The organism is Mesorhizobium jarvisii, assembly GCF_003601985.1.
Lineage (GTDB): Bacteria > Pseudomonadota > Alphaproteobacteria > Rhizobiales > Rhizobiaceae > Mesorhizobium > Mesorhizobium jarvisii.
Genome location: NZ_QZXA01000006.1, coordinates 1 through 26,833, shown reverse-complemented (window position 1 = coordinate 26,833; position 26,833 = coordinate 1). Strand labels below are relative to the sequence as shown.

General features: G+C 64.6%; 28 protein-coding genes. 7 read left to right on the top strand and 21 right to left on the bottom strand.

Annotation, left to right across the window (positions count from 1 at the left end; translation table 11 throughout):
* The first annotated feature begins 123 nt into the window (after positions 1-123).
* The 7 genes from D3242_RS16130 to D3242_RS16100 are packed head-to-tail and all read left to right on the top strand — an operon-like array spanning position 124 to position 6,479.
* Entirely contained in the window at positions 124-783 is a 660-nt protein-coding gene (locus D3242_RS16130) for a helix-turn-helix domain-containing protein (protein WP_064980744.1), read from the top strand.
* A 39-nt stretch (positions 784-822) separates the two neighbouring features.
* Positions 823-1,899 (top strand): extracellular solute-binding protein, encoded by a 1,077-nt coding sequence (locus tag D3242_RS16125; RefSeq protein ID WP_027047358.1) that lies wholly within the window; start codon positions 823-825, stop codon positions 1,897-1,899.
* Positions 1,900-1,921: 22 nt separating this feature from the next.
* The gene (locus D3242_RS16120; RefSeq protein WP_064980742.1) at positions 1,922-2,788 is read left to right on the top strand and encodes an ABC transporter permease; all 867 of its coding nucleotides are present in this window, start codon (positions 1,922-1,924) and stop codon (positions 2,786-2,788) included.
* On the top strand, positions 2,788-3,585 hold the full coding sequence (locus tag D3242_RS16115) for an ABC transporter permease (protein ID WP_064980741.1): 798 nt from the start codon (positions 2,788-2,790) through the stop codon (positions 3,583-3,585). The genes D3242_RS16120 and D3242_RS16115 overlap by 1 nt, the downstream gene beginning before the upstream one ends.
* Positions 3,582-4,697: an ABC transporter ATP-binding protein gene (locus D3242_RS16110; protein ID WP_064980740.1), complete on the top strand. Its 1,116-nt coding sequence runs from the start codon at positions 3,582-3,584 to the stop codon at positions 4,695-4,697. Before D3242_RS16115 ends, D3242_RS16110 begins: the two co-directional genes overlap by 4 nt.
* Positions 4,698-4,721: 24 nt before the next feature.
* Complete coding sequence (locus D3242_RS16105; protein ID WP_064980739.1) at positions 4,722-6,107, top strand: NAD(P)/FAD-dependent oxidoreductase; 1,386 nt, start codon at positions 4,722-4,724, stop codon at positions 6,105-6,107.
* A gap of 3 nt (positions 6,108-6,110) precedes the next feature.
* Positions 6,111-6,479 (top strand): cupin domain-containing protein, encoded by a 369-nt coding sequence (locus tag D3242_RS16100; protein ID WP_019860978.1) that lies wholly within the window; start codon positions 6,111-6,113, stop codon positions 6,477-6,479.
* Between the two features lie 24 nt (positions 6,480-6,503).
* Here the strand turns inward: D3242_RS16100 and D3242_RS16095 are convergent, their stop codons facing one another.
* The 21 genes from D3242_RS16095 to D3242_RS15995 all read right to left on the bottom strand — a co-directional run.
* Positions 6,504-8,147 carry an MFS transporter gene (locus tag D3242_RS16095; RefSeq protein ID WP_064980738.1) on the bottom strand — a complete coding sequence of 548 codons (1,644 nt, stop codon included), beginning with the start codon at positions 8,145-8,147 and terminating at the stop codon, positions 6,504-6,506.
* Between the two features lie 265 nt (positions 8,148-8,412).
* Entirely contained in the window at positions 8,413-8,679 is a 267-nt protein-coding gene (gene fliQ / locus D3242_RS16090; RefSeq protein ID WP_010911298.1) for a flagellar biosynthesis protein FliQ, read from the bottom strand.
* 13 nt (positions 8,680-8,692) lie between these two features.
* Entirely contained in the window at positions 8,693-9,100 is a 408-nt protein-coding gene (gene flgD, locus D3242_RS16085) for a flagellar hook assembly protein FlgD (protein ID WP_019860975.1), read from the bottom strand.
* Positions 9,100-9,543 (bottom strand): flagellar biosynthesis repressor FlbT, encoded by a 444-nt coding sequence (gene flbT, locus D3242_RS16080; RefSeq protein WP_038649334.1) that lies wholly within the window; start codon positions 9,541-9,543, stop codon positions 9,100-9,102. Before flbT ends, flgD begins: the two co-directional genes overlap by 1 nt.
* Entirely contained in the window at positions 9,540-9,887 is a 348-nt protein-coding gene (gene flaF, locus D3242_RS16075) for a flagellar biosynthesis regulator FlaF (RefSeq protein WP_019860973.1), read from the bottom strand. Before flaF ends, flbT begins: the two co-directional genes overlap by 4 nt.
* Positions 9,888-9,916: 29 nt before the next feature.
* Complete coding sequence (locus D3242_RS16070; protein WP_019860972.1) at positions 9,917-10,960, bottom strand: flagellar hook-associated family protein; 1,044 nt, start codon at positions 10,958-10,960, stop codon at positions 9,917-9,919.
* Positions 10,961-10,963: 3 nt separating this feature from the next.
* A complete protein-coding gene (gene flgK, locus D3242_RS16065) occupies positions 10,964-12,418 on the bottom strand; it encodes a flagellar hook-associated protein FlgK (RefSeq protein WP_019860971.1) in 1,455 nt (484 codons plus the stop codon).
* A gap of 27 nt (positions 12,419-12,445) precedes the next feature.
* Positions 12,446-13,702 (bottom strand): flagellar hook protein FlgE, encoded by a 1,257-nt coding sequence (locus D3242_RS16060; protein WP_019860969.1) that lies wholly within the window; start codon positions 13,700-13,702, stop codon positions 12,446-12,448.
* Positions 13,703-13,781: 79 nt separating this feature from the next.
* Positions 13,782-14,450 carry a response regulator transcription factor gene (locus tag D3242_RS16055; RefSeq protein WP_010911291.1) on the bottom strand — a complete coding sequence of 223 codons (669 nt, stop codon included), beginning with the start codon at positions 14,448-14,450 and terminating at the stop codon, positions 13,782-13,784.
* A gap of 223 nt (positions 14,451-14,673) precedes the next feature.
* On the bottom strand, positions 14,674-15,261 hold the full coding sequence (locus D3242_RS16050) for a transglycosylase SLT domain-containing protein (RefSeq protein ID WP_064980737.1): 588 nt from the start codon (positions 15,259-15,261) through the stop codon (positions 14,674-14,676).
* Positions 15,191-16,570: a flagellar hook-length control protein FliK gene (gene fliK / locus D3242_RS16045; protein WP_064980735.1), complete on the bottom strand. Its 1,380-nt coding sequence runs from the start codon at positions 16,568-16,570 to the stop codon at positions 15,191-15,193. The genes D3242_RS16050 and fliK overlap by 71 nt, the downstream gene beginning before the upstream one ends.
* Positions 16,567-17,940, bottom strand: coding sequence for a chemotaxis protein MotC (locus tag D3242_RS16040; protein WP_064980734.1), 1,374 nt, complete (start codon positions 17,938-17,940; stop codon positions 16,567-16,569). Before D3242_RS16040 ends, fliK begins: the two co-directional genes overlap by 4 nt.
* Positions 17,937-19,322, bottom strand: a complete 1,386-nt coding sequence (locus D3242_RS16035; protein WP_064980732.1) for a MotB family protein — start codon at positions 19,320-19,322, stop codon at positions 17,937-17,939. Before D3242_RS16035 ends, D3242_RS16040 begins: the two co-directional genes overlap by 4 nt.
* On the bottom strand, positions 19,319-19,939 hold the full coding sequence (locus tag D3242_RS16030) for a hypothetical protein (RefSeq protein WP_064980730.1): 621 nt from the start codon (positions 19,937-19,939) through the stop codon (positions 19,319-19,321). Before D3242_RS16030 ends, D3242_RS16035 begins: the two co-directional genes overlap by 4 nt.
* Before the next feature lie 3 nt (positions 19,940-19,942).
* Positions 19,943-21,592 carry a flagellar basal-body MS-ring/collar protein FliF gene (gene fliF, locus D3242_RS16025; protein WP_019860961.1) on the bottom strand — a complete coding sequence of 550 codons (1,650 nt, stop codon included), beginning with the start codon at positions 21,590-21,592 and terminating at the stop codon, positions 19,943-19,945.
* 131 nt (positions 21,593-21,723) lie between these two features.
* Positions 21,724-22,794, bottom strand: coding sequence for a flagellin N-terminal helical domain-containing protein (locus D3242_RS16020; RefSeq protein ID WP_019860960.1), 1,071 nt, complete (start codon positions 22,792-22,794; stop codon positions 21,724-21,726).
* A 280-nt stretch (positions 22,795-23,074) separates the two neighbouring features.
* A complete protein-coding gene (locus D3242_RS16015; RefSeq protein WP_019860958.1) occupies positions 23,075-24,067 on the bottom strand; it encodes a flagellin N-terminal helical domain-containing protein in 993 nt (330 codons plus the stop codon).
* A gap of 244 nt (positions 24,068-24,311) precedes the next feature.
* Positions 24,312-25,043, bottom strand: a complete 732-nt coding sequence (gene fliP, locus D3242_RS16010; RefSeq protein WP_019860957.1) for a flagellar type III secretion system pore protein FliP — start codon at positions 25,041-25,043, stop codon at positions 24,312-24,314.
* Complete coding sequence (locus D3242_RS16005; RefSeq protein ID WP_064980728.1) at positions 25,040-25,534, bottom strand: flagellar basal body-associated FliL family protein; 495 nt, start codon at positions 25,532-25,534, stop codon at positions 25,040-25,042. Before D3242_RS16005 ends, fliP begins: the two co-directional genes overlap by 4 nt.
* Before the next feature lie 20 nt (positions 25,535-25,554).
* The gene (flgH, locus tag D3242_RS16000; protein WP_019860955.1) at positions 25,555-26,262 is read right to left on the bottom strand and encodes a flagellar basal body L-ring protein FlgH; all 708 of its coding nucleotides are present in this window, start codon (positions 26,260-26,262) and stop codon (positions 25,555-25,557) included.
* On the bottom strand, positions 26,259-26,833 hold a 575-nt coding region (locus D3242_RS15995), incomplete at its 5' end, for a MotE family protein (RefSeq protein WP_245435300.1). The genes D3242_RS15995 and flgH, both read right to left, overlap by 4 nt.

Here is a 26,833-nt window from a genome sequence, read left to right as displayed (position 1 = left end):
TACTCATGCGACCTCTCCGACTTGCAGGCTGGCCCAGCTAGTGGCGCCGTGCTGGCGCCCACGGATGGCTTGTCAGTTGTACAGTGGTACTGTACATAGTGTTAAGTGCGGTGAGGAGACGGCATGAGCAAGGGGCCGGACAAGACTTCGGCGAAAACGGGCGAGACACCGGCCGCGACGCACGCCCACCAAGTGCTGGGCATGCGCCTCAAGAGCCTTCGCCTCGCCCGCAGGCTGTCCCTGCGGGAGCTTGCGGAAGCAACCGGGACGAGCGCCAGTTTCATCAGCCAGCTCGAACGCGGCCTGACAGGGGCCAGCACCGCCTCGCTCAACCAGATGGCCTCGGCGCTCGGCGTCAGCGTCGCCATGCTGTTCGAGGAAAGCACGGCGCAAAACCATGGCGTTCTGAGACGAAGCGAGCGGCCGAGCCTGCCGCCCAGCGACGGCTGCCGCAAGATGCTGCTGTCGCGCCCGCCGCTGAGCGATATGGAGGTCTATGTCGGGGAATTCGACATTGGCGGCTCGACCGGGCCCGATCGTTACACCCACGGCGACGCGCAGGAGATGCTCGTCGTGCTGCGCGGGGTCGTCGAGGTCTCGCTCGGCGACGCCCGTCACGTCCTCGAGGAGGGCGACAGCATCGAATACACGACTTCGACACCGCATCGCTCAGAGAACATCGGCAGTGGCCGAGCCGAAGTGATGTGGATCATCGCGCCGCCGACCTCGGTGCGCGCCGAGCTTGATCAATACACGGCCTGGAAACCGCTCGCGGCCAGGTAGGTCCAATCCAATGCGGGCATCAATGGGAGAATGACAATCATGCAGAAAACGAAAGCTTTGTATCTCAGCGCCGTGATGGCGCTTGGCGTGCTGGCAACCGCAGCGTTCGCACAGGAGAAGCCGGTTGCGGGTGAGGTCAAGGAGGGGTCGCTGAAGGGCAAGACCCTGACGTTCGTCTCCTATGGCGGCATCTACCAGGACGGCCAGGCGGCCGCGCTGAAGGAGTTCGTCGACAAGTCCGGCGTCAAGCTGCTCAATGACGGTCCGACCGAGATCGCCAAGCTGCAGGCGCAGGTCGAGTCCGGCAATGTCACCTGGGATGTTGTGGATACCGACGACCTGCCGCCTTACGTCTATTGCGGCAAGCTGTTCCAGAAGCTGGATCTGACGAAGCTCGACGTCTCGAAAATCCCGGAAGGCCAGGTCGGCGAGTGCTCGGTGCCGGCGATGAACTACGGCGTCGTGCTGATGTACAACAAGGAGAAGTACAAGGATAACCCGCCCAAGAGCTGGGCAGACTTCTTCGATACGGCAAAGTTCCCGGGCGTGCGCGGGATCGACGGCTCCGGCAGCCCGACGGGCGGCTTGCTCGAACAGGCGCTTAAGGTCGCCGGCGGCGATCCGAAGGCGATGACGGTGGCCGATATCGACAAGGCCATCGATGTGGTCCGCAAGCTCGGCCCCGATACCATCTTCTGGAAGACGGGTGCTGAATCGCAGCAGCTGGCGGAGTCCGGCGAGGCCGACATGCTGATGATGTGGACCGGCCGCGCCATGACCGCGGTCAAGAACGGCGCCAAATACGCGCCGGCCTGGCAGGATTGGCTGGTGGTGATGGACCAGATGACGATCCCGGTCGGCGTCAAGGATACGGACGCATCCTACGCGCTGCTCAATGCCTATCTCGGCAAGCATGCACAGGAGGTTCTGGCGGAGCAGACGTCCTACACGCCGATCAACAGCGACGCGCAGCCCAAGGTCGACGCTTCCGTCTCCGCCTTCCTGACCAACACGCCGGAGCGCCAGAAGCAGGGCTACAAGCAGAATTTCAAGTTCTGGGTTCCGAACTTCGCGGTGGCGCAGGAAAAGTGGTCGGCGCTGATGGCCGGCAACTGACCGGCTGGCGGAGGCAAAGCCCGTGAGCGCGCTCGAACCGACAACGCCTTCCGTCCCGAAACGGGGTTGGCTATCGCGGCCGTTCGCGCTCACGCTGCCGGCGCTGATTCTGCTGGCAGCCGTCATCGGCTATCCGCTGCTCACCATCGTGTTGCGCAGCCTCTCGGAGCCGCAATGGGGCGTGCAGAATTACCTCTGGTTCTTCGGTGCGCCCGTCAATCTCACGGTGCTCCAACGCACCTTTGTCATCTCGGCATGGGTTACGATCGTCTGCGTGGTCTGCGCCTATCCTTATGCCTATCTGATGACCGCCGTCGGGCCACGTGCGCGGCTCGTCCTAGTGCTCTGCGTGCTCATCCCGTTCTGGGTGAGCGGGGTGGTTCGCACGCTCTCCTGGGTTATCCTCTTGCAGGATTCGGGTGTCATCAATTCGCTGCTGCGCGCGGCCGGGTTCGACAGCATCCGTCTGATCCGCACCCAGACCGGCGTGGTCATCGGCATGGCGCAGGTGCTGTTGCCCTTCATGATCCTGCCGCTCTATTCGGTGATGAAAGGCATCGACCTCAGGCTGATGCGGGCGGCGCAAAGCCTGGGCGCCCGGCCTTCGCGCGCGTTCTTTACGGTGTACCTGCCGCTGTCGCTGCCGGGCGTCTATGCCGGCGCGATCATCGTCTTCATCCTGGCGCTGGGCTTCTACATCACGCCGGCACTGCTCGGCGGCCCGCGCTCGACCATGCTGTCGACGCTGGTGCAGACCCAGGTGCTGAGCCTTTTGCAATGGGGCCGCGGTGGTGCCATGGGCGTGGTGCTTTTGGTCACCACCTTCGTGCTCCTGGCGCTTGCGGCGCCGGTGATGCGGTCCAGGTACCGGGAAGCGGGGCGGCGCTGATGGAAATGAAGCCGCTCACACGCGTCATCCTCGGCCTCGTCTGCCTGCTGGTGGCGATATGGCTTGTCGCGCCGATGCTGGTCGTCGTGCCGATGTCGTTCAACGAGAACAAGTCGCTCGCCTTCCCGCCGCAGGGTTTCTCCTGGCAATGGTACCAGAACTTCTTCACCAATCCGGACTGGATGTCGAGCTTCCTGAACTCGGTGAAGGTCGCCTCGATCGTGGCGGCGCTGGCGACAGTGCTCGGCACGCTTGCAGCCTTCGGCCTCGACCGCATGAAAGCGCGGCCGGCCAACCTCCTGCGCATGCTCATGCTGACGCCTATGGTGGTTCCCGGCGTTGTGCTGGCCATTGGAATCTACGCCGTTTATCTCGACGCCCATCTCGTCGGAACGCTGACTGGCTTTGTCCTCGCCCACACCATCCTTGCGCTTCCCTTCGTGCTGATCGCGGTCTCCGCCAGCCTCGAAGTGTTCGACCGGCGCCTCGAGACGGCGGCGGCGAGCCTCGGCGCGGGAGCGCTGACCGCGTTCCGCACGGTGACCTTGCCGCTGATCCTGCCGGGCATCCTGTCCGGCCTGCTCTTTGCCTTCGCCACCTCCTTCGACGAGATCGTGGTGTCGCTGTTCATCACCAACCCCTACCTCAAGACCTTGCCCGTGCAGATATTCTCTTCCATCACCCGCGACGCCGACCCGACGGTCGCCGCCGTCGGCACCATCCTGCTTTTGGCCACCACGATCCTGATCGGCGGCGGCATGCTTCTTCTTGGCCGCGAGCGGAAAGGACCCCAATGAAGCCGGGACAGGAGAGCAAGGGCGCGGCGATCGATCTCGAATCGATCAGCAAGGCCTATGGCGGCTTCAAGGCGCTGGACGGCGTGTCGCTGCGCATCGAGCCCGGCGAGTTCATGACGCTGCTCGGCCCGAGCGGTTCCGGTAAGACCACGACGCTGAATGTCGTGGCCGGCTTCACCGATCTGACGAGCGGCAAGCTGCTGGTCGGCGGCAGGAACGTCGTCGGCGTGCCGGCGCACAAGCGCAACATCGGTGTCGTCTTCCAGCACTACGCGCTGTTCCCGCATATGAGCGTCGGCCGCAACGTCGCCTATCCGCTGACGCTGCGCGGCGTCGATCAGGCAGAGCGAAAGGCGCGCGTGGCAAGGGCGCTCGACATGGTCAAGATGGGCGACTTCGCGCATCGCTATCCCAGCGAATTGTCGGGCGGCCAGCAGCAGCGCGTGGCGCTGGCCCGCGCCATCGTCTTCGACCCACCGCTGTTGCTCATGGACGAGCCGCTCGGCGCGCTCGACAAGAAGCTGCGCGAATGGCTGCAGCTCGAGATCAAGCGCATTCACCGCGAGCTCGGCACCACCTTCGTCTATGTGACGCACGACCAGGAGGAGGCGCTGGTTCTGTCGGACCGCATCGCCGTGTTCAATCGCGGGCGCATCGAGCAGGTCGGCACCGGCCGCGAACTCTACGACGAACCGGCGACGCTGTTCGTCGGCCGCTTCATCGGCGACTCCACGGTGCTGCGCGGAGAGGCGCGAAGCGACGGCACGAGCACGGCGCTGCGCATTGCCGGCGAGACGGTGACGGCACCGCGCCGGATCGCCGGCGAAGCCAGCCCGGTCATGTTGCTGCGCCCCGAAAAGCTCGCCATCCGCCGGTCCGGCCAGGACGCGGCAGGCACCACCAACCGGCTGCCGGGGACGATCGCGGAGGCCATCTATCTCGGCTCGGGATCGAAATACGAAGTCAGGCTCGCTGACGGCTCCGTGGCGATCGTGCGCTCACCGCTGACCGGCGACAGCTTCGGCCTCGGCGACAGGGTGGAGCTCTGCTTCGACGGTGCCGACGCCAAGCTTCTGGCCGACGACAGCTCGGCCGACGCGACGCTGACCTGATCCAATCAATTCGAAAGTCATCCCATGCAAGCCAAGCGAAACGGCGACATATCGTTCTGGTATGCGGACCTGGGAGGGGTTCCCGCGCCCCGGCCACCCTTGCCCGGTGATATCGAGGCAGATGTCGCGATCGTCGGTGCCGGCTATACCGGCCTGTGGACCGCCTATTATCTGAAGAAGGCGAGGCCCTCGCTGCGCATCGCGCTGATCGAGCGCGAGTTTGCCGGTTTCGGCGCTTCGGGCCGCAATGGCGGCTGGCTGTCGGGCGGCTTCTCCTGGTCGCGCGAAAAATATCTCAAGACCTCGACCCGGCAAGGTGTCAGCGCCATGCAGGCGGCCATGGCGGGCTGCGTCGACGAGGTGATCCGGGTGGCGAGCGCGGAAGGGATCGATGCCGATATCCGCCGCGTCGACAACCTGACGGTGGCCACCAACCCGGCGCAGCTCGAACGCGCGCGCGCGGAGTGCGAAACGATCCGCGCCTGGGATGTCGACCCGACCCGCGTCGAGATGCTGGATCAAGCGGCGACGCGGGCGCGCATCAACATCCGAAATGTCATGGGCGGCTTCGTCGTCCACGGCCAGGCGCGGGTGCAGCCGGCCAAGCTGGTGCGTGGACTTGCCGCCGCCGTCGAGCGCCTGGGCGTGGCGATCTACGAACAGACGACGGTGACGGCCATCGCCAAGGGCAGCGTGACGACGAACCGCGGCACGGTGCGGGCGGAAACCATCATCCGCGCGACAGAAGGTTTTACCGCGGGCATTCCCGGCGAAGAGCGGACCTGGCTGGCGCTCAACAGCGCGCAGATCGTCACCGAACCGCTGTCCGAGGCGCTTTGGCGCCAGATCGGCTGGGAGGGTCACGAGCTTCTCGGCAATGCCGCCCACGCCTATTGCTATGCCCAGCGCACGCGCGAGGGGCGCATCACCATGGGCGGGCGCGGCGTGCCCTATCGCTACGGCTCGCGCACCGACGTCAATGGGCAGACGCAGCAGGCTACGATCGACCAGCTGCATCAGATCCTGACGACGCTGTTGCCGCAGACGGCGAGCTGCCGCATCGAGCACGCCTGGTGCGGCGTGCTCGGCGTGCCGCGCGACTGGTGCACGACCGTCGGGCTCGATCCCGCGACCCGCATCGGCTGGGCCGGTGGCTATGTCGGGCTTGGCGTGTCGAGCTCCAATCTTTCGGGTCGCACGCTCGCCGACCTGATCCTCGGCCAGGACACCGAGCTTACAAAGCTGCCCTGGGTCAACCGCAAGGTCAGGCCATGGGAGCCGGAGCCGTTCCGCTGGCTCGGCGTGCATTCGATGTACCAGCTTTATCGCATCGCCGACGGGCGCGAGGCCGCCGGGCTTGCGCATACGTCGAAACTGGCCGCGCTCGCCGACGGCATTACCGGCCACTGACTGATGGAGACCAGTTTGATCGACCTTTCGACCTTCCACGATCTCGCCAAGGCCGACATCGGCGCGTTCTCACCCAAGCCCACCTCCATCGAGGGGGACCAGGTCGAGGCGGTGCGCTCGCTTTTCCAATCGCCGGACGGGACCGTCGACATCGGCATCTGGGAATGCACGCCCGGCCGCTTCACCGCCGACCGCACGGGTTCGTCGGAGATATGCCATATCATTTCGGGGCGGGTCGAGGTGAGCCGCGCCGACGGCGAGGCGCGTGAACTGGGGCCAGGCGACCTTCTCGTGCTGCCGCGGGGATGGAAGGGCGAATGGCGCATCCGCGAGACCACGCGCAAGCTCTACATGATCCAGTCGGCCGGCTGATCGGCTGATATCAGCTAGGCGGGGTCAGTGCTCGATCGGCCCCTTGGCCATCACCAGTGCTGTGCCGGCGGTGGTCGGACGCTCGATGACGCGACGCACGCGCGGCGGCTCGTCGCCGCTGTGCAGCGCCCGCAAGCGCTCGCCGACCATGGCGTCGGCATGGGTGATGCGGCCATTGTGGCGCACATATTCGAGCCAGGTCGGCGTGTGGTAGTGCTCGATCCATATCGAGGGATTTTCGAGATCGCGCGCCAGTGTCCAGTTGCGGGCGCCGTCGCGGCGGCGGATGCGGCCGCGTTCGGCCATGGTGGCGAGGAATTCCGCCTCGTCCTCGTGGCGGATGATGTATTCGATCATGATGGCGATGGGGCCGCTGCGCGGCTTCAGGTCGAGCGCCAGATGCGGCTCCTTGAAGCGGTTGAGCGGGTCGAGGTTCAGCACCTGCTGCTGCGGCAGCGGCAGGACAAGACCGATGGCGCCGCCCGCCAGCATGGCGATGGCGGCGGCGATCAGCGCCGTCTCGGCGCCATGCGCATCGGCGACGACGCCCCAGATCCAGCTGCCCAGCGCGATGCCACCGAAGGTCGCGGTCTGGTAGACCGACAGCACCCGGCCGACCACCCAGCGCGGCGTCGCCATCTGCACGGTGACGTTGAAGTGCGAGAGCGCGATCACCCAGCAGGCACCGCCGACCAGCAGGCCGAGCGACGTCTGCCAGGCGTGATGGCTGAGCGCGGCATTGAAGGCGCAGACGGCGAAGCCGGCGAAGGCACAGCGCACCATCGTCTCGCTGGAGAGCAGCTGCCGCAGCCGCACGCTGATCAGCGCGCCGCCGACGGCGCCGATGCCGAAGGCGCCCAGCATGATGCCGTAGGTCAAGGCATCGCCCTTGACGACGTCGCGTGCCACCAGCGGCAAGAGTGCCAGGACGGCGCCGGCGGAGAAGCCGAAGGCTGCGCCCCTGACCAGCACCTTGCCGATATTGGGGGACATGGCGACATAGCGCAGGCCGGCACCCATGGCAGCGCCCAGCGACTCGCGCGGCAAGGTCGACACCGGCACATCCGGCTTCCAGCGGGCCATCACGATGATGAGGCCGATATAGCTCACCGCGTTCGCCGCGAAGGCGGCCGCGGCGCCGGCGGCCGCGACGATGATGCCGCCGATCGCCGGGCCGACGCTGCGTGTCAGGTTGAAGCCCATGGAGTTCAGCGCGACGGCCGCGGGCACCTTGTTGCGGGGTACCATGTCGCCGACGGACGCCTGCCAGGACGGGCTGTTGAGCGCCGTGCCGCTGTCGATCAGGAAAGTGAAGGCAAGCAGCGTCCAGGGCGTGAGCAAATTGTAATAGGTGAACACCGTCAGAAGCACCGAAACGACCAGCATGAAGGTCTGCGCCACCAGCATCACCTTGCGCCGGTCGAAGCTGTCGGCGATGGCGCCGGCGACAAGCGCGAACAACATGATCGGCAAGGTCGTCGAGGCCTGGACCAGGGCGACCTGATAGGGCGAAGTGGCGATCGTGGTCATCATCCAGGCGGCGCCGACGCCCTGGATCAGGCCACCGAAATTGGAAACGAGACTTGCCGACCAGACGGCGCGGAAAATGCCATGCCGAAACGGCGCCAGCGCCGAAACGCCTTCGCTGTCCGGTTTCTCGTCAATCATGGATGGGTTCCTGCCAGAGCGTGCTGATCCTTGCGGTTTCTCCGCATCGTTTGCCGAAACTATGGCATTGCGCCGCAAAGGGCGAACGTCATGCGCGGAAGATCATGGTCCAACAAGGGGATAGAGGAGGGCCAGCTTTGCTGTGAGGGGCCGGGTTCATCCGCGCGCAGCATGCCTTGCATGCCGCGATGAAATCGGCCGATAGCTGGAGCCGTTCTTTCGCGCCTTCATGTTCTGAAGCGGAATGTGCTTTTCCGCGACTTCTTCAGAACCCGTTCTGGATGCGCTGGAAGATGACGTTGGTGAAGGCCGATATCTGGCCGCCAATGAACGGGCCTGTGAGCGCCACCACCAGCATGATGGCGACGATCTTCGGCACAAAAGTCAGGGTGATTTCCTGGATCTGCGTCAGCGCCTGGATGAGGGCGATGCCGATGCCGACCGCCATGGCGACCAGCACCACCGGAGCGGACGCGGTCAGCACCGTCCACACCGCGTACTGGACGATGTCGAGGGCGTCGGCCTCGTTCATGCGGGCGGTTGGCCTAGCTTGCCGGCTTGATCGACACGCCCGGGCCGACGGGGACCTTGGTGCCATCCTGCAGCACCGCTATCAGTCCGCTGCTGGCGAGCGTCACCGAAGCCACTGTTCCGGTGGTCTTGCCGTCGGCCGACGTGATCGAGCGGCCGATGATCGCATCGGCCTGCGACAGCGCCGAGGACTGCATGATCTGGTCGAGCTTGGTGTTGGTCTGCACCGATTGCTCGACCTGCGAGAAGGTGGCGAGCTGGGCGACGTACTGCGTCGAATCCATCGGCTTGGTCGGATCCTGGTTCTTCATCTCGGCAATCAGAAGCTTCAGGAAGGACTGGTAGTCGACTGCTGTCTTCGAGGTCGACGTGGTGGTCGAATTGGCGCCAACCGGTATCGTCGTCGTCATGTCCACGGTCATCAGTAGCGTGCTCCCACGGCCAGCGGGCGCGGTTCGCCCGGAACATCGTCATTGCCGCCAAGCGCGCGGCGTTCGAGAGGATAGAGCGAACGGATCGCCTTCAATGCCTCGTAAATATGATCCTCGCCGACCATACGGTCGATCTGCTTCAGTGCGCTGCAGATATCAGCGTCCTCGAAACTTGCGATGAGCAACGGCAGCGAGCGGCGGAACATTTCGCGGGCGTCATCAGCGCCGGCCGGGTTGATCAGCATGACCTGCACGATGAAGTAAAGCTGCCTGAGCGGCGTCGACGCCTGGTCGGCCTGGATCACATGACCTTCGAGCAGGAACTGCACGTCGTTCATCAGTTCAATGGTGACCTTACGGTCGACGCGGATGACCGCGCCGTTGATGTAGATCTTCTCGTTGGGCTTCAGCGATATCTTCAGCGTGTTGGTCATTGAATGCCGTCGCGGATGATCTGGGACACTTCGATCAGCCCTTCGAAATTGTTTGTGCGGCCCTGGCGGATGTCCTCCGCCTCGCGCAGCAGCCAAAGGCCGATGGAAATCAGGTTGGCACGCAATTCCTTGGGAAGCGCATTGTCGCTGGAGCCAAGATCCTCGACGAAGATTGTCCAGACGCGGTTGGTGAAATTCAGCGCCTCGATCGCCTCCATCGAATCCTGGCCGGCCGTGGCGGCCGCCGACAGCATGTCGATCGAGCGAGTCAGGAGTTCGCGCTCACGGTCCTTGGCGTCCGAGACGGAGGTGCTTTGGACATCGGCGTAGGAGAATTGATACATCGTCGGCTCTACCGTTCCGCTGGAAGTTGTCAGGTCAGGTAATTCAACAGGCTGAGCTGCTGCAGACGCGCTGTCAGGGCGAAGGACGTCTCGATATGCTGAGTCAGATCCGCGACTCTGGTGGCGGCCGTGGCCGGGTCGACGGCTTCGAGATCAAGGATATGGCGTTCGAACAGATCGATCTGCGTCTTCATGCGGTCGCTGGCATCGGAGACGCGCTTCTGCACGATACCGGTCTCCGACTGGACCTGGGCGATGCCGCTCAGCGCCTCGCCGACCAGTGTCTGCGAGTGGGTGACGATGCTGTCCTTCGCCGCCCGGCTGATGTTGCTGGACATCAGGCTGGAGACCATTGCCGCGGCCATGGCGAGCTTCCTGATGCCGTCACTGTTGGCGCTGGTCGAGGTCTCGGTGGTTTCGTTGAGCGCGATGCGGCTGACGATCTGCTGGTCGGTGGCGTTTGACATATTGGTCTGCCAGCCGGCGCCGAGGAACTGCGGCGCAACGTCGTTGGTGATGAAATCGTCCATCTGGGCGGCGGTGATGTTGGCCGCTGCCGGATCGTTGGGCGTGAAGCCGAATTTGGCGACGAAGGAGGCGTCGAAGGCGGCCTTGGCCGGTGAGCCGGCGGCCGTGAAATCGTTGATCGGCTTGACGTCGGTGTTGGTGCCGGCAAACAGATATTCGCCGTTGACGCTGGTGTTGAGGATCGAGGTCAGCTGCTGGAGGGTCGTCTGGCCGGTCGACTGCGTCAGGCTGTTGGAGTTGTCGCCCGATGATGCGGTGGTCAGGGCGGACAGGAAGGTCTGCGCCACGCCGGAGAGCTGGCCGAGCGACGTCTGCGTCGACGCAAGCCTTGCGGTGACCAGCCCGTTGGAATCGACGATCACGTTCAGCCGGTCGAGGTCGCGTGAAAAGGTGACGGACTGGGCGGTGCGTCCGCCCAATGCCAGGCCGACATCGGCGACCCTGCCGGTCGAGGATTCTTTCGTGGCTTTGACGAGGTCGGCCTGCATGCGCATCTGTTGATAGCGCATGGCGTTGGTGAGGGCGGCCGAAGAGACTGAAGTCATGGGTTATCCCACCGCGTTCAACAGGGCCGTCATCATGTCGTCGACGGTCTTCATCATCCGGGCCGATGCCTGATAGGTATGTTCGAGGTCGAGCATCAGCGACATTTCCTGGTCGACATTGACGCCGGTCGCATTGGATAGCGCCTCGGAGCTGCGCTGTGCCAGCGCTTCCTTCGCGTCGGCGGCGGTCGAAGCCTGCTGGCGCATGCCCTGCAGCCAGCCGATCGAATTGGCGGCGTAGTCGGAAACGCTTGATGTTGCCGAAATGCCGGCGGCGGGGTCGAACGTCATCGGCTGGTCGAGCCGGTCGCCATAGGCAATCAGAAGGCTGGAATAGGAAGCGCCGCCGCTGGTGTTGGCGACATAGGCCGCACCGTTGGCGCCGCCGTCGCGCAGCAATGTCGGATTGCCGCCGGCGCTCGGATCCATCGCCGCATTGATGCTGATCGTGCCGGCCAGGCCATTGACCAGCGTGCCCGCAGCCGGCACCGCCGGCGCGCCGGACCAGGTGAACAGGCCGGCGGCGTTGGGCATCGAGGGCGCGGTCTCGGCAAAGGCCGTGATCAGGCCGCGCGCGGTCTCGTCGAGCTGGCCCTGCATGGTCGAGGCGACGCCGTCGCGCAGCTGCAGCAGGCCGGCAAGCTTGCCGCTGGCGGTGGTGTTGCCGCCGCTTCCCGCCGAGACCGGCACATTGTCGATATAGATGGTGTTGCCGGGGGCACCGGCGGCATAGCCGGCCGCCGGCGTGAAGCTCACCGTGCGCGGTATCGTCTCGAACAGCGTGGTGCCGTCACCCGTGGTGATGACCATGTCGTTGTCGCCGCGCGTGAAGGTCGATATCGGAACATAGTCCGCGATCTTCTTCAGCAGCGCGTCGCGCTGGTCGAGCGCATCGGAAACATCGGTGCCAGAACGGGTTCCGGATATGACCGCCTGGTTGGCGTCCTGGAACTGGCCGAGCAGCGAGTTGAGGTCCTTGACCGCCGTGTCGATCTGGCCGTCGGTCTGGGTGCGGAAATCCTGAATGGCCTTGGAGCCTTCATTCAGGGAGCGCACGACCTGCTTGGCCGTGTCGATGACGCTGGAGCCGAGATTCTGGTTGGACGGCGAGGTGGCGTAGAGCTGCAGCGCCTGCTGCAGATTGGCGATGGCCGTCGAGGGCGAGGAGGCATTGTCGACGCCGTTGACCGAAACGTCCAGCTGATCCATGCCGCTGTAGAGCGCGTTCTGGCCGCTATAAGCCGACAAGGCACCGAGATTCTGCCGGAAGAGCAGGTCGTTGGCGACGCGCTGGATATCAACCGAACGCGCGCCGGGCGCCGTACTGGTGACGACGGCGATGCGGCGCGCATAATCCGGATTGGAGGCGTCCGAGACGTTGCGCGTGACAACGCTGGTCTGACGCGCGGTACTCATAAGCGCCGATTGGGCGATGCTCAATGCGGAAGATAACGACATGCTGGTCTTTCACGGGCCACGCCCGGTTTATCTCTTCAGGTTGACAAGGACGTCCATCAGGTCGGAACCGGTCTGGAAGACTTTCGAATTGGCGGTGTAGCTGCGCTGCGCCGCGATCATGTCAGTCAATTCCTCGGCGATATCGACGTTTGAATTCTCGAGCGCGCCGGAGATGATCGAACCGGCCTTGCCCTCATTGGCGAAGCCGACACGGATCGCGCCGGAATCGGTGCCTTGCGCATAGACATTGCCGGGCAGGGCCTTGAGCTGGTCCGGGCTTTGCACGTCGGCCAGAGGGATCTTGTAGAGCGGCTTGGTGGAACCGTCCTTGTACTGGGCGTAGATGGTGCCGTCCTTGCTGATCTGGACCTTGTCGATGGTGCTGGGCGCGTTGCCATTGACCTGGGCGTCGGAGACCGTGAAGCCTGTGCCGAGCTGCGTCAGCTTCGACAGGTCGAGATTGAGGCTCGCGCCACCCGGCACGGTGAATGAAACGCCGGTGGTCGCGCCGGTGAGCTTGCCGGTCGTGGTGTCGAAGGTCAGGTTGGCCGTGCCGAGGGCGCCGCCGGTGTAGGGGAACGATGTTCCTGGCGTCGCCTTCGACTGATCGAAAACCGCCACCTGCCAAGTGCCGGCACCGGTATTGGTGAAATAGACGTCGAGCAGTTTTTTGTTGCCGAGGTTGTCATAGGCGACCATCGACGATTTCGAGGTGTACTGCGCCGTGGCGGCGTTGGCGCCGGGCAGGTTGGCGGCGACGACCGGCGTCGCACCCGCTGGCAGATTGCCGCTGTAAGTACCCTGGGTGCTTGGTGTCGCGGTTAGGCCCTGGTCGGAGATGACGACCGGCTCCAGGCCTTCGAAGCCGTTCACCGTCGCCGCCGGGGTGCCATTGGCGTAGCTGTAAGCCATCAGCTGGAAGCCGGCCGCGTTGACCAGCCTGCCCTGTGCGTCGGGGACGAAGGCGCCGGCGCGGGTCAGGAAAGGCGTGCCGCTCGGATCCTGGACGACGAAGAAACCATCGCCGCTGACGGCAAGGTCGGAGACAGAGGTCGTGTACTGCAGCACGCCCGGATCGCTCACCGCCTGCCGGATCGTCGTGGTGACGCCGCCGGAATTATAGGCGCCGCCCGTCGACGGCATGATCAGGGTCGAGAATTCGGCCGAGGACCGCTTGTAGCCGGTGGTGTCGGAATTCGCGATGTTGTCGGCGGTTGTCGACAGGCGGTTGGCCTGGGCGTTCATGCCGGAAACGCCGGTCCGCATCATTCCGTAGAGGCTCATCGAGATGTCTCCGCAATATCCATGCCACTGGTGGCGAGGCTACGCGTCCTGTCTTGCGCGAGGCTGGCGCGGCGCGGCATCAGAAGACGAGCCGGTAGCCGAGGAAGCGTTTGGAATCGATCGGGTCGGTGCCCAGCTTCTCGCGCAGCTTCTTGCGCAATTTGCTGATGTGGCTTTCCACCACGTTCTCCTCGACCTCTTCGTCGAAGATGCCGTAGATGGCGTTGAAGACCTGGGTCTTGGTGACGCGGCGGCCGCGGTTGCTCGCCAGATATTCGAGGATGCGGCGTTCGCGGCGCGGCAGGGGCAGCGGCTGGCCATCGATCTCCGGGTCGCGGCCGTCCATGAAGATGCGCATGGCGCCGATCTCGGTGTAGGCGACATCCTCATGGGCGCGCCGGCGGATGGCGGTGATGCGGGCCAGGATCTCTCTGATATGGACGGGCTTGCGGATGACGTCGTCGACGCCGCTCTCGAACAACCGCAGCGTGTTTTCCAGGGAATGCTGCTCGCTGAGCGCAATGACCGGAGCGCCGGTGCGGTCGCGGATCTGGCGCGGAGAGATGGCGCCGTCGCGGCAGTCGCCGATCAGGAAGGCCCGCACCGATCGCAGGTCGGTGTCGGCGGCCGAGTTGACCCACTCGCCGAATTCGCCGGGCGCGAAGCCCGCGCAGGCGACGCCCTCGCGATCAAAAAGTGAATTGTATCCCTCAGTTACGAGCTCTCGCTCGTCAACGATCACGATCATCGGCCCCGCCTCCGAATCAGCACATTTGCCCCGTGGGGAAAGGCCTAACCGTTGGCGGGAATCCTGAACAACCGTCATTTCTTGTAACTAGTTTCTTGGGAGTCTGGAATCGTGCCGGTTGCATTAGCGTGCAACCAGATATGCTTGCGGGGGGAAGTTCTGGGTAAGTCAAAACGGCAAGCCCTGAGCAGTGCTACGGGCGTATTAGGGGCAGAAGATACGCTTAAGGGTTGCAGAAGGTGCGGGCGTTGGTTGTCCATTTGCCGAAACCGGTGGCGACCATATTGGCGATCACCCTGCAGACATAGACCTTCTGCGCCGGGTCGTTGTCGGGGCCGGCATGGTAGCGGGCGACGGCCATCGACCAGGTCTCGTGGCGGGCATGGAGACTGGCCAGGAAACGCGCCGCATAGTCGACGTTCTGGCGCGGGTCGAGCATGTCCTCGACGCTGCGGAAGTGCGAGGAATGATAGTGGTGGTTGATCTGCATGCAGCCGAGATCGATCAGTGTCTTGCCCTCGCGCTGGGCATTGGCGAAGGTGGCAAGCGCTTCGGCCCGGCTCCTGGGGAAGATCGCTTTTCCTTCTATATTCAATGCGTTAGGCTGAAGGCTGCCTTTCTTGCCCGTCTCGGTCAAGCCGACGGCATAGAGGATGCCAGCGGGCACGCCATAGCGATCAGCGGCGCGCAGGATCTCGGGCTCGCAGGGATTGGTAGCGGCGAGGGCGGCGTTGGCGAGGCTAGATAAAGATATCGCCGCCAGCGCGCTCGCGAGATGGCGAAGCGGCGCGGCCGTGGGCTTGCGCGTCATCATGATTACCCCTTGCGGACTGCTGGCCCTGTTGCTGGCCGCCGGCTCCACCGTTGCCGCCACTGGAGTTTCCGGGCTGAAAGGCGGATTGGTCGCGGCCAGGCGCGGCCGTGAGCGGGGCGGTTGCATCCGTCCGGGTCGTAGCCGCAACTGCCACCGGAGGTTGCATGATGGTGACCTTATCAACCTCGAAGCCCAGCCCGCGCAGCGACTTGACGATTGCCTCGCTGTCGCTGGAAAGCCGGCGGTAGGCGTCGTGTGTTTCGGGCTTCAATTCAATCGAGAGTTGTTCTCCCGAGAGGCGAAGATGGGCGGTGACCATGCCCAGTTCGGCCGGGTGAAGTTCGATCTTCAACACATGTGTCGGAACGGCAACAGAGCCGGCCATCTGGGTGGTCGCGGCGGCGGTCGAAAACGCATGCTGCGGACCAACATCGGCCGCTACGGCGTTGATTACGTTGAGTGCTGCCTGGCTCATCGACGCCTGCGGCGGAGCAGGGAAGCTGCGCTCGGAAACCACGTCGACGCGCGCCTGGGCCGAGAGCTGTTTTCCTGGCTCCGACCGCAACGAGGACTGGACGTCGGCGATGGACTTCAGCTGCGGCGCCGCCTGCTTCTGTTCGACGCCCGGCACATCGGCGGTTGTGGTCTCGGGCGGCGGGCCGGCGGCCATTGCATTGTCACGCCGTGGCGCGCCAGTGCCGGCGCTCGCGTCGCGGCCGGATTGGCCGTCGAGCTTCTTCAACGGCCCGTCCACGAGTGAGACCTGCTCGGGCTTCGGCATCGGTTCGAGGTCGTCGTGCCCGGCGGCGGATGTCGCCCGATAGGCTTTTGACAGGAGCTGCCCGTCGAGCGCCGGTTCCTGTCCGGCCTCGCTTGCGTCGGCTGACTTGGCCGATGTCGAGAAATGGCGCAGGTCATGAAATGCCATCAGCAATGGCAGATGATCGTCGAGCGGCATTGCGCTGGCTTCGGTCGCTGGCGTTTCGGTATCGGCGTCCTTGTCCGCCTCGGCGCCCTTGGCGTCCTTCACGGATTTCGCTGCCGTCGATCCGGTGGGCGTGGTCCTCGCCCTGCCGGCCGGCATTGCCTCGTCCTCGCCTGCCTGTGCCGCAAGGCCGGCGGCAAGCTTGCTCCAGCGCGGGTCGCGCGCGCGTCCCTCGGTCGTCGGCTGCTTTTCCGCCTGGCCCGCGCTGCCATGCACCATCTTGCCGAAACCAGCATCATCCTTCTTGCCGGGGGCGGCCGGCTGCTCCGCCGTGCGCGCGGCGGTAAATCCTGGCAGGGCCGGGCCGAGACTGGGGGTCATTTCGGGGCGGCTCCAAGCATCTGGTCGATCAGGTCGAGCTGTCGACGGGTTTTCATCATGGCGGCGTCGGTCGGATCGGTCGTGTCGGGACCGGCAGAAGCTGCCGGCGCCGATGCCGGCAGGACCGTCGCCGAATCGGCTGAAGGCGCCGTCGCGCTCGGTGCGGGGGCCACCGTCCCGCCGGATGGCGAGGCGGCGGGCTGTTCGGAGACGGCACCTTCGACGGGCGGCAATCCGGCCGCGTCGGTGGCCTGTGTGGCGGCGACCTCGGATTTGGGCTGCGGTGCAAGGGGTGCAGACGCCGGAGTTGCCGCCGGAAGGGAAGCAGGCGGCGCCACCACCTCACCGGCGATCGCCTGTGCGGCGTCGAGCAGGGCACGGTCACCGTCCGACAGCCTGCTGCGGTCGATCTTGCCGAGCTTGGTGCGCACATCCTCGATCGTACCGGAAGTCACCGTGGACAGGCTCGAGTAAAGCTCGGCGCGCGGATCGCCCTGATTGGTGTTGCCGTCGCGGCCCTGCTCGGCCCGCGCGGAGGCAAAGGCCGACAATTCGCTGAGGCCGTCGATCGCGGCGCGGCGGGCGATACGCAGATAGATCACCTTCTCGCGCTCGGGATCCATCATCGAGGTGATGTCGGCGAGCTTGTCCTGGCTGATCGACATGTGCAGGGTAATGACGCCGGAGACGAAGGAATCGGCGAACTGGCTGGCATAGGGTGAATAGAGATAGCGCTCGACATATTGGGTGGAGGCACGCGCGAACCGTGCTGCGTCGCCTCTGGTGACGGCGATGCCGACCGAACGCCGCAGGGCCGCTTCCTCGACCAGTGTGCCGGGGCTGAGCAGCTTGGCCTCATCGAGCAGCGTGAGCGCCATCACCGGGTCGTCCGTCGCCATCAGCGACCCTTTGACCAAGGCAAGAAAAGCACCGAGGTCGCTGGGCAGCGTCATAGGATCGATTGGCCTCAGGACTTCGATCGCACCGGTGGGTCGGCCAACCAGATAGTTTATGACGCCCTTGGCGATTGAGAGGTCTTGGGCATCGACGGCCTTGGCACGAGAAACCGCCGCCTCGACGGTCACGGGATTGCCGCCACTCATGCCGTAGACCAGGAGCGCGCGAAAATTCTTGGGGTCCTTGAAGTCCTCCGCATCCGCTTCGCGCAGCCGGGTATCAATCATCTCGAGCAGCTTGGCCTGCATCGGCATCGCGGCGTGATCGCCGGCGGCGATGCGGTCCTGGACCAGCTGCAGCGAGCGCACCAGCTGGTAGGGCTGCAGCGTGTCCTGGGCAAAGCCGGCCGACGGATATCCGGCTGCCAGCAGCAACAGGCCCATCAGCCGGCTGGTGACGGCCGCCCGCTTCATCCTCCGGTCGCCATCAGGATCTCGATGCGGCGGTTGGCCGCCGACAGGGGATCGGCCGGATCCTTCGGCTGGCGGTCGGCGAAGCCGGCGACCTCGGTGATGCGACGTTCGTCGACGCCGCCGCGCACGAGCATGTAGTAGGCGGAATGCGCGCGCGCCGTCGACAGCCGCCAATTGTCGTAGCTGGCGCTGCGGAAGGGGCGCGCATCGGTGTGGCCGTTGATGCTGATCGTGCCCTTCTGGCTGTTGACGATGCGGCCGATCTTTTCCATCGCCAGCACCAGTTCGCGGCTCGGCACCGCCGATCCGACTTCGAACATGCCGAAGTCGAGCTGGTCGGTGATCGAGATGACGACGCCCTTGTCGGTGGCTTCGACCGAGACGCCGTCGTGCAGCTTGTCGCCAGGCTTGAAGGCTTCGGCCAGCTGTTGCTTGACGTCGGCCGCGGCCTTCACGGCAGCGGCGGTCGGCTGCTTCTCCCCGGCTTCAGGCGCGGTCGTCTCTTGCGCGGCGGCTGCACTATCCGCCTTGGCGGCAGCCACGGCCTTGCTGTCGCCCGCCTTGGCATCACCGGCATTGGCACCGCCGGCCTTGGTTTCGCCAGCCTTGGTTTCGCCAGCCTTGGCCATCGTCGCGGCGGCGTCCTTGCCATCCTCGGCCAGGGGCTCGAGCGGGGCATCCTTGACGGGCGGCGCCGGCAGCACGGCCTTGACCTTGGCGACCTGCGTTTCGGCGGCCTTGTCGCCTGGCTTGAGCGGATCGCCCTCGATCTTGGGGCGTTGGGCGCTCGCCTCGGCGGCGGGTGTGGCCACCTGCTGCGACCAGAAGTCCGGCTCGAAGGGATCGCGGTAGGATGCGCCGCCCGAGGCGCCCGTCGCCGGCCCGGCGCTTTGCGCGCCGCCGTCGCCCTTCTGGCTGACATTCTGCATGACGCCGGTGTCGGTGGCGATTTCGGAGAGCACCGCATAGGGGTCGGCGAAGAGGTGATCGTCGGTTTGTTGCGGCTGTTGCTTGTCCTTCTTGGCGTCGGATGAGCCCGCGTCACCGCTGCCAGCCTGGCCGGGTTTGGCTTTCGTCTGCTGCGGTTTGTCGGCCGTCGAGCCAATGGCGCTTGGCCCGTCGCCCAGATCCTCCAGCCCCTTGCGACTCGAATTGCGGTCGACCAGCTTGACCGGGTTGAAGTAGCTGGCGACGGCCGCCTTGGTCTGTTCATTGGCGGCGTTGATGAGCCACATGACCAGGAAGAAGCACATCATGGCGGTCATGAAGTCGGCGAAGGCGATCTTCCAGACGCCGCCATGATGGGCCTCATCGTGGTCGTCATGACCCCGCCGCACGATGATGATCTCGTGCCTGCCGTGATCGGCCTCGGCGACACTCATGACAAGACCTCGGAAAGGGTTGTCGACCATTCGGCCATGCGTGTCTCGAACACGGCCTCGTCAATGGTCACGGTCAGGTCGAAACCTGGCGCCTCGACGAAGTCGAGATTTGCAGCGCGTGGTCCAAGAGATGCCTTCAGCGTTTCGAACAGCGACAGTGGCCCGCGGACGGCGATGCGCACCGCTTCGCCATCGCCGACGGCTTCGCGAACCGCGCCGTCGAGCGCTTCAAGCGAGCGCTTCTGCAGATCGTCGCTGACAATGGCGCCGATGATGCGGGCGACCGTGGCGGTGACAAGATCCGTTACGCGTGCCTCCATGGCGTCGATGCGCAGCGAGACCGCCTTGCCGATATCGCCGCCGAAGCTTTCGAGGAAAACCCTCGCTTCCTCGGCGTGCGCCTGGCGCTCCGCTTCCAGCGCCGCGTCATTGGCAGCGACAAGCCGTTCCGCCAGCGTTGCCTCCGCCTGGGCAACCGCCTCGGCGATCAGCGTGCCGATATCGGCCTGCGGTGCGGATGCTTCCGGCCTGTGCTCGGATGCGGCCTGGGGCTGGCTGACGCGCGGCGTGCGCGTACCGAAATCAGGGAGAAGATCGAAAAGGGCTGCGGAGGCCATGGTTTACGCCGCGACTTCCTGGGCCGCCCATTTGCGCAGGATCTGCGCTGTGCGCTCCTCGTTAAGATCGACCATGCGGGCAAGCCGCTCCTGCGGCGCCGGCCTGATCTTCTGGCGAAGATCATCGAGTGGATTGGTGCCCGGCCGCGAGCTAGGCAAGGCGCCGATGGCGGCACCCGCATCGGCGGAAGCAGCCGCCTCGGGTGTCGGCAGCGACCGCTGGACTTCATCGAAGTTCGGGCCCGACAAAGCGGGCGCCGCTTTTGCCGTCAGCGCTGCCGCCATCGGCCGCAGACCGAAGAAGGCCACCAGGAACACCACGACGATGAAAGCGCCCGCGTTGATCAGCGTGCCGGCGTGCTGGCCGATGGAATCCAGCATTCCAGCCTGCGGGATCGCTTCGCCGTCGAGCCCGTCGATGAATTCGACCGCCGAGACGTCGATGACGTCGCCACGCTTGTCGTCGAGGCCGGTGGCCGACGTCACCATCTTCTGGATCTCGGCGACGCGCTTGGCGATCTGCTCCGGGGTCGCGTCCTTGCCCAGGATCGCCTTCAGCCGGTCCTGGTTGACGACGACGGCGATCGACATCTTGGTGACGGTGTAGCCGTTGGAGACGGTGGCAATCTTCTTGGAGTTGATCTCGTAATTGGTGATCTCTTCCTTGCGGTCGTTCGCCGAGGTCGTTTGCGGACCCTCGGTGCTGGCCGCCTGGGTCTCCGGCAGGTTCTGTTCGACGCTCGCCGGGGTCGAAGCCTGCTTCTGATTGCTGTTCTCATTGGCGCGCACCGACTGCACCGAGCGCTCGACACGCGAATTCGGATCGAAAATGGTTTCTTCCGTCTGGCGGGTGTCGGTGTTGACCTCGGCCTTGACGCTGGCGCGGAAATTGTCAGGGCCGAGATATGGCGCCAGCGCGCGGCGGATGTTGTCGCCGATCTGCGCCTCGACCGTCTGCTCGACGCCGAGTGTGCGCGCCGCACTGGTGTTGGAGGGATCATCGCCGGCGGCCAGCAGATTGCCGTTGGAATCGAGCACCGTCACCTTGTCGGCCGACAGGCCAGGCACGGCGGCGGCGACGAGATGGCGGATCGACTGGGCGCTTTTCTCTGCGTCGATGCCGGCATAGCGGATGACCACCGATGCCGAGGGCTGCTGTTCGTCGCGGCGGAAGTTGGCGCGCTCGGACATGACAATGTGGACGCGAGCCGCCTTGATGCCTGATATGGACTGGATGGTGCGGGCGATCTCGCCTTCCAGCGCACGCACGCGGGTGATCTGCTGCATGAACGAGGTCAGGCCCATCGCACCGACATTATCGAACAGCTCGTAGCCGGCATTGGCGCTGGTCGGCAGACCCTTTTCGGCAAGCAGCATGCGCGCCTGCGCCGTGGTGCCGGCCGGCACCAGAACCGAGGTTCCGTCGGCGCCGACGTCGAAGCCGATGCCCGCCTCGCCCAGCACCAGGCCGATCTGGTTCACGTCGGAGCGGTCGAGCCCGACATAGAGCGTGTCGTAGGCCGGGCGGTTGAGGTAGACCGAGGCGATGCCGATGACGCCCATCACCAGAACGGCGATGCCCGCCAGCATGGCGAGGCGCTTCACACCAAAACCACGGAGATTCGAGATGATGCTCTGGATCTGTTCCGGCACGATAGAGCGACTCCCAGCATGATTGTCCGCCGGAACACTAACCCTCGAAGCTTGTGCGAAAATGAAATCGGGCCGCGCTTGCGGCGCGGCCCGTGAATTGGAGGGAGCAGTGTCTGCCAGCTACGGCCGGATCAGCCGTTCTTGAACAGCGACAGGATCGACTGCGAGGAGCTGTTGGCGATCGACAGCGACTGGATGCCGAGCTGCTGCTGCACCTGCAGGGCCTGCAGGCGGGTCGATTCCTTGTTCATGTCGGCATCGACGAGCTGGCCGACGCCGCGGTCGATGGAGTCCATCAGGCTCTGCGTGAAGGTTTTCTGCAGGTCGATGGAGCTCTTGGCGGCGCCAAGGATGGTGGCCTGGTCGGTCAGCTGGCTCATGACCTTGTCGATCTTGCCGATCATCTGGGTGATGATGTCGTCGGTCACGCCTGCTGCCGTGATGTCGAGATTGAAGGCGGAAACGTTGTCGATCCTGGGGACCACCGCGCCCGCGGCCGTCTGGCCAGCGGTGTTGGCGGCGATGTCCGTGCCACCGCCGGCGATCGCAGCCGCGTAGGCGGTGTCGTACAGGTTCTGGGCGGCCGCTGTCGCGTATACGGAAGTCTTGCGGTCGAGCGTGCCCTGGTTCTTGACGGCGGTGGAAAGACCGCTGTCGAACAGTTTCGTGCTCTCGACATTGATGTCGATCGTTCCGAGCGAGATGGCGCCGGAGGAGGAGCGATTGAAGGACGCGACGATTTTGGCGTCGGGTTGGACGCCGTCATTGGGGGCTGCGACCTGCGTCGATGTCACCGAAAGGAAATTCGAACCCGAGAAGGTGGCGGCATCGGCAAAGGACTTCATCTGCGCCTGGAGCGTGGTGATTTCCGTCTGCGTCTTTGCCTTTGCGGCATCCGTCTGGCCGACGGTGGAAAGCAGCTTGGTCTTGAGCTGGCCGATCGACGTCAGGACATTGTTCATGCCGGTGTAGGCGGTGTCGACCTTCGAGGCGCCGAGGCCGAGCGCATCCTGCACCGTCGACAGCGCCTGGTTGTCCGAACGCATCGTCGTGGCGATCGACCAGTAGGCGGCGTTGTCGGAGGCCTCGGAGACCCTGTAGCCCGTCGAGATTCGCGACTGTGTATGCTCAAGCGATTTGTTGGTGGCGTTGAGGCTTTGAAGTGCGGTCAACGCCGCAGCGTTTGTCATGATGCTCGCCAAGAAACTCGCTCCTTTTTCCCAGGCCGGTCTTTCTCAAAAAACCGGCATTGCCCTCGCGAGCCGGTGGCCCGCCCGTCGATTGCCGTCGCCCCGACCGGGCCGATTCGCCAATCCGTTGTAAGCTATGGTTAACCATGACTAACGCGTTATGGTTAACGGCCTGTTAAAGGCCCGCTTTCGACGGTTAAGAGACGAGGGTTGTGCGGGGCTGGAGCAAACGCAAAACGGGCCGCGCTTTTGGCGCGGCCCGTTTGCCTGGTTTGGTCTGCTGCTAGAGCGATCAGCCGCGGAAGAGCGACAGGATCGACTGCGACGAGCCGTTGGCGATCGACAGCGCCTGGACGCCGAGCTGCTGCTGGACCTGCAGCGCCTGGAGGCGGGTCGATTCCTTGTTCATGTCGGCATCGACGAGCTGGCCGACACCGCGGTCGATGGAGTCCATCAGGCTCTGCGTGAAGGTCTTCTGCAGGTCGATCGAGCTCTTGGCGGCGCCGAGCTTGGTGGCGGCGGTCGTCATATCCTTGAGCGCGGCGTCGACAACGGTCATCATCTGCGAGATCTGACTGTCGCTGGCGGCCGTGGTACCAGAGAAGATGGCCAGGCTGGCGACCGAATAGGTATCGGTGGCCGCAGCCGCAGCGCCCAGCGTCGGAGCCGAAGCCGTGGCAGTCTCGGCGCCAGAGACGCCGAGACGATTGGCGTCCAGGATGCCCTTCGACGTAGCAGCGGTGCCGGCTTCATACAGCTTGATGCTTTCCACGTTGACGTCGATCGTCGAGATCGAAACCGCGCCAGCGGAGGTGCGGTTGAAAGCCGAAACGACCTTGACGTCAGCGGCGGTGGTGGCCGTCGCGCCGCTGTTCACCGACAGCATGTTGGTGCCGGAGAAGGTGGCGGAGTCGGCGTAACCCTTCAGCTGTGCCTGAAGAGCGGCAATTTCGACCTGGGTCTTTTCCTTGGCGGCGTCGGTCTGACCGTAGGACGCGGTCAGCTTCTGCTGGATCGCGTTGATGGTGGTGATCGCGCTGCTCATGCCGGTGTAGGCGGTGTCAACCTTGGAGGCGCCGAGGCCGAGCGAGTCCGAAACGGTGGACATGGCCTGGTTGTCGGAGCGCATCGTGGTCGCGATCGACCAGTAGGCGGCGTTGTCCGAAGCCTGGGAGACACGATAGCCCGTGGAGATGCGGGACTGGGTGGTGTCGAGGCTCTTTTGGGTGGCGTTAAGGCTCTGCAGCGCCGTCAATGCAGCGCTGTTCGTCATGATACTGGCCATGGCTACTCGTACCTTGTTTTTACAGGTGTTTTTTTGACATACCGGCTTTTCCGGTATGACGGAGCGGCATCATGCCAATGATCGTCGAGAGATCACCCGCCATCTGCGAGCGACTATGGCGGCGAGTTCCTACCAAAGGGCTAAATCGGACGGTTAATCGAAAATAATTCGAGAAGAAAACGACGATGTCCGGCGCACTGCCCGGTACCGTCGGCGGACGCGGCTTCGGGCCGGGATCGTGACGTCAGGTGAAGGAGCGCACCAGGCTGCCGACGAGCAGGTTCCAGCCATCGATCAGGACGAAGAACAGGATCTTGAACGGCAGCGACACCACAGTGGGGGGCAGCATCATCATGCCCATCGCCATGGTGATGGTGGCGACGATCAGGTCGATGACCAGGAATGGCAGCACGATCAGGAAGCCGATCTCGAAGCCGCGGCGGATCTCGGAGATCATGAAGGCGGGCACCAGGATGCGCAGGTCGACCGTCTCCTTGGCAACGACCTGGCCGCGCTCGCGGGCGAGGTCGGCGAAAAGGTCGAAATCCTTGTCGCGCACATTGTGCAGCATGAAGGTGCGGAACGGATCCGAAATCTTCTCGAAGGCCTCGGTCTGGCTGATCTGGTTGTCCATCAACGGCTTGACGCCGGTGTTCCAGGCCTGATCGAAGGTCGGCGCCATGACATAGAAGGTCATGAACAGCGACAGTGAAATGAGGATCAGGTTCGCTGGCGTCGACTGCAGGCCGATGCCGGCGCGCAGGATCGAGAAGGCGATGACGAAACGGGTGAAGCTCGTCACCATGATCAGCAGCCCGGGCGCTACCGACAGCACCGTCAGCAAGCCGAACATCTGGATGATGTAGCCGACGGTGGTGCCGTCGGCCTTGCCGATGCCGCCCAGGTCCAGCTGTTGCGCCGCCGCGACGGAGGTGGCGGCGCCGATCAGCGCCGCGGCGAGAAGGAACTTCTTCATTCGAGCAGCAATGTCCTGATGAGAACCTGTTTGGCGTGCCCCTGGCTGCGGATCGAGGCACGTTCCTCGATATCGGCTTTCAGGTGCTGGTAACCGCTGGCGCCCTCGACCTGATGCATCTTCAGCGTGCGCACGAAGGCCAGAAGGTCCTGATGGATGTCCTCCGTCATCGCCGGCGGCTGCGGCGCGTCGTAGACCACGGATACTTCCATCCTGATCCAGGTGTCGGCGGGGGAGGCGATATTGGTGGTGATCGGCGCCAGCGCGACAAGCGTCAGTCCCGTGCCAGGCTGTTGCGCGGCAGCGGGTTCGGCGATCTTGCCCTCATTTTCAGGTGCAGCCGGCACCGATGATGGTGCGCCGGCACCCTTGAGATAGCCGCCGGACATCCAGCCCATGCCGATGGCTGCGACCGTCACCACCAGCAGCATGGCGCCCTGAACCACAAGGGATGGACCCTTGCGAGGCTGGAGTTGTTCGACATTGGCCACGGCGCTTTGTTTTCCAATCCCTAGAACGGAAGAACCTGGTCGAGAACCTGCTGGCCATAGGCCGGCTGCTGGATCTCGGTGATGCGGCCGCGCCCGCCATAAGAAATGCGCGCCTCGGCGATGCGTTCGTAGGGGATCGTGTTCTCGGCGCCGATATCGGCCGGCCGCACAATGCCGGCGATGGTCAGCACCCTGAGCTCGGCGTTGACGCGCACTTCCTGCGACCCCGTGATCATCAGATTGCCGTTCGGCAAGACATCGGTGACGATCGCCGCGACATTGAGTTCAAGCGTTTCCGATCGCTTGATCTCGCCATCGGCCGTCGTGTCCGTGGCGGAGTTGAGCGTGCCAGCACCCTTGCCGGCGGTGCTCCACTTATCCCATTGCGCGCTGAGGTCGAAGCCGAGCTTGCGGTTGGCGGTGCGGCTTCTGTCGTTCTGGTTCTTGAAATTGGCGCGGTCGTTGATCTTGATCTTGACGGTCAGGATGTCGCCCTGCGAGAGCGCCCGGGGATCGGTGAAGAGGCGGCTCTGGCGATCGTCCCACAGCGAGAACTTCTTCACCGGTGCCCGAGGTGGCTCGGGGTATTTATACAGGGAAGACGTGTTGCCGCCGTCGATGCCCGAGCCGACCGGCGACAGCGACGGTTCCTTGCCGACTTCCCTGAGGTTGGTGCCGCAGCCGGACAGCGCTGCCACCGCGCACAGGATGAGCGTTCTGAGGATCATGACGGATCTACCCTTCGGGCTGCGCTGGCCATGATGCCGGTGAGCGTCGCCGCCGCCTTCTGGTCCATTTCGTTGAGAATGACGCCAGCCTTGCGTGAATCGAGCTTCATCAGGATGGCCGCGGCCAGGTCGGCGTTGACAATCGCCAGGCGTTCGGCCGCCGCATCGGGCTTCATGCCGGCATAGATCTTCACGACGCCGTCCTCGGCCCGGGCCAGGAACACTTCACGCCGCTTCAGCCAGGTCTCGTATTCGGCTTTCTTTGCGTCCAGCGCTTTCATGCGCTCGTCGATGCCGGCCTGCAGCTGCTTCAATTCCTCGGCCTGCAAGGCATAGCGGCGGTCGCGGGCGGCGTCGGCGATGTTGGAGCAGAAGCGCTCGATCTCGCTCTGGTCGGGCGCCTTCTCCCGCGCCAGTTGCTGCGGCGCCACCGCGGGCTGCGCTCCGGGCAGAACCTGGCGAACGACATCCTCGCCATGCGCGCCGCCACTGGCAACGGCCATGGCCGCGAGAGTCGCGGCCGCGAACAGGATTGCGCGGGAGGAGCGTCTGTCGCGGGATGGGAGGGAGG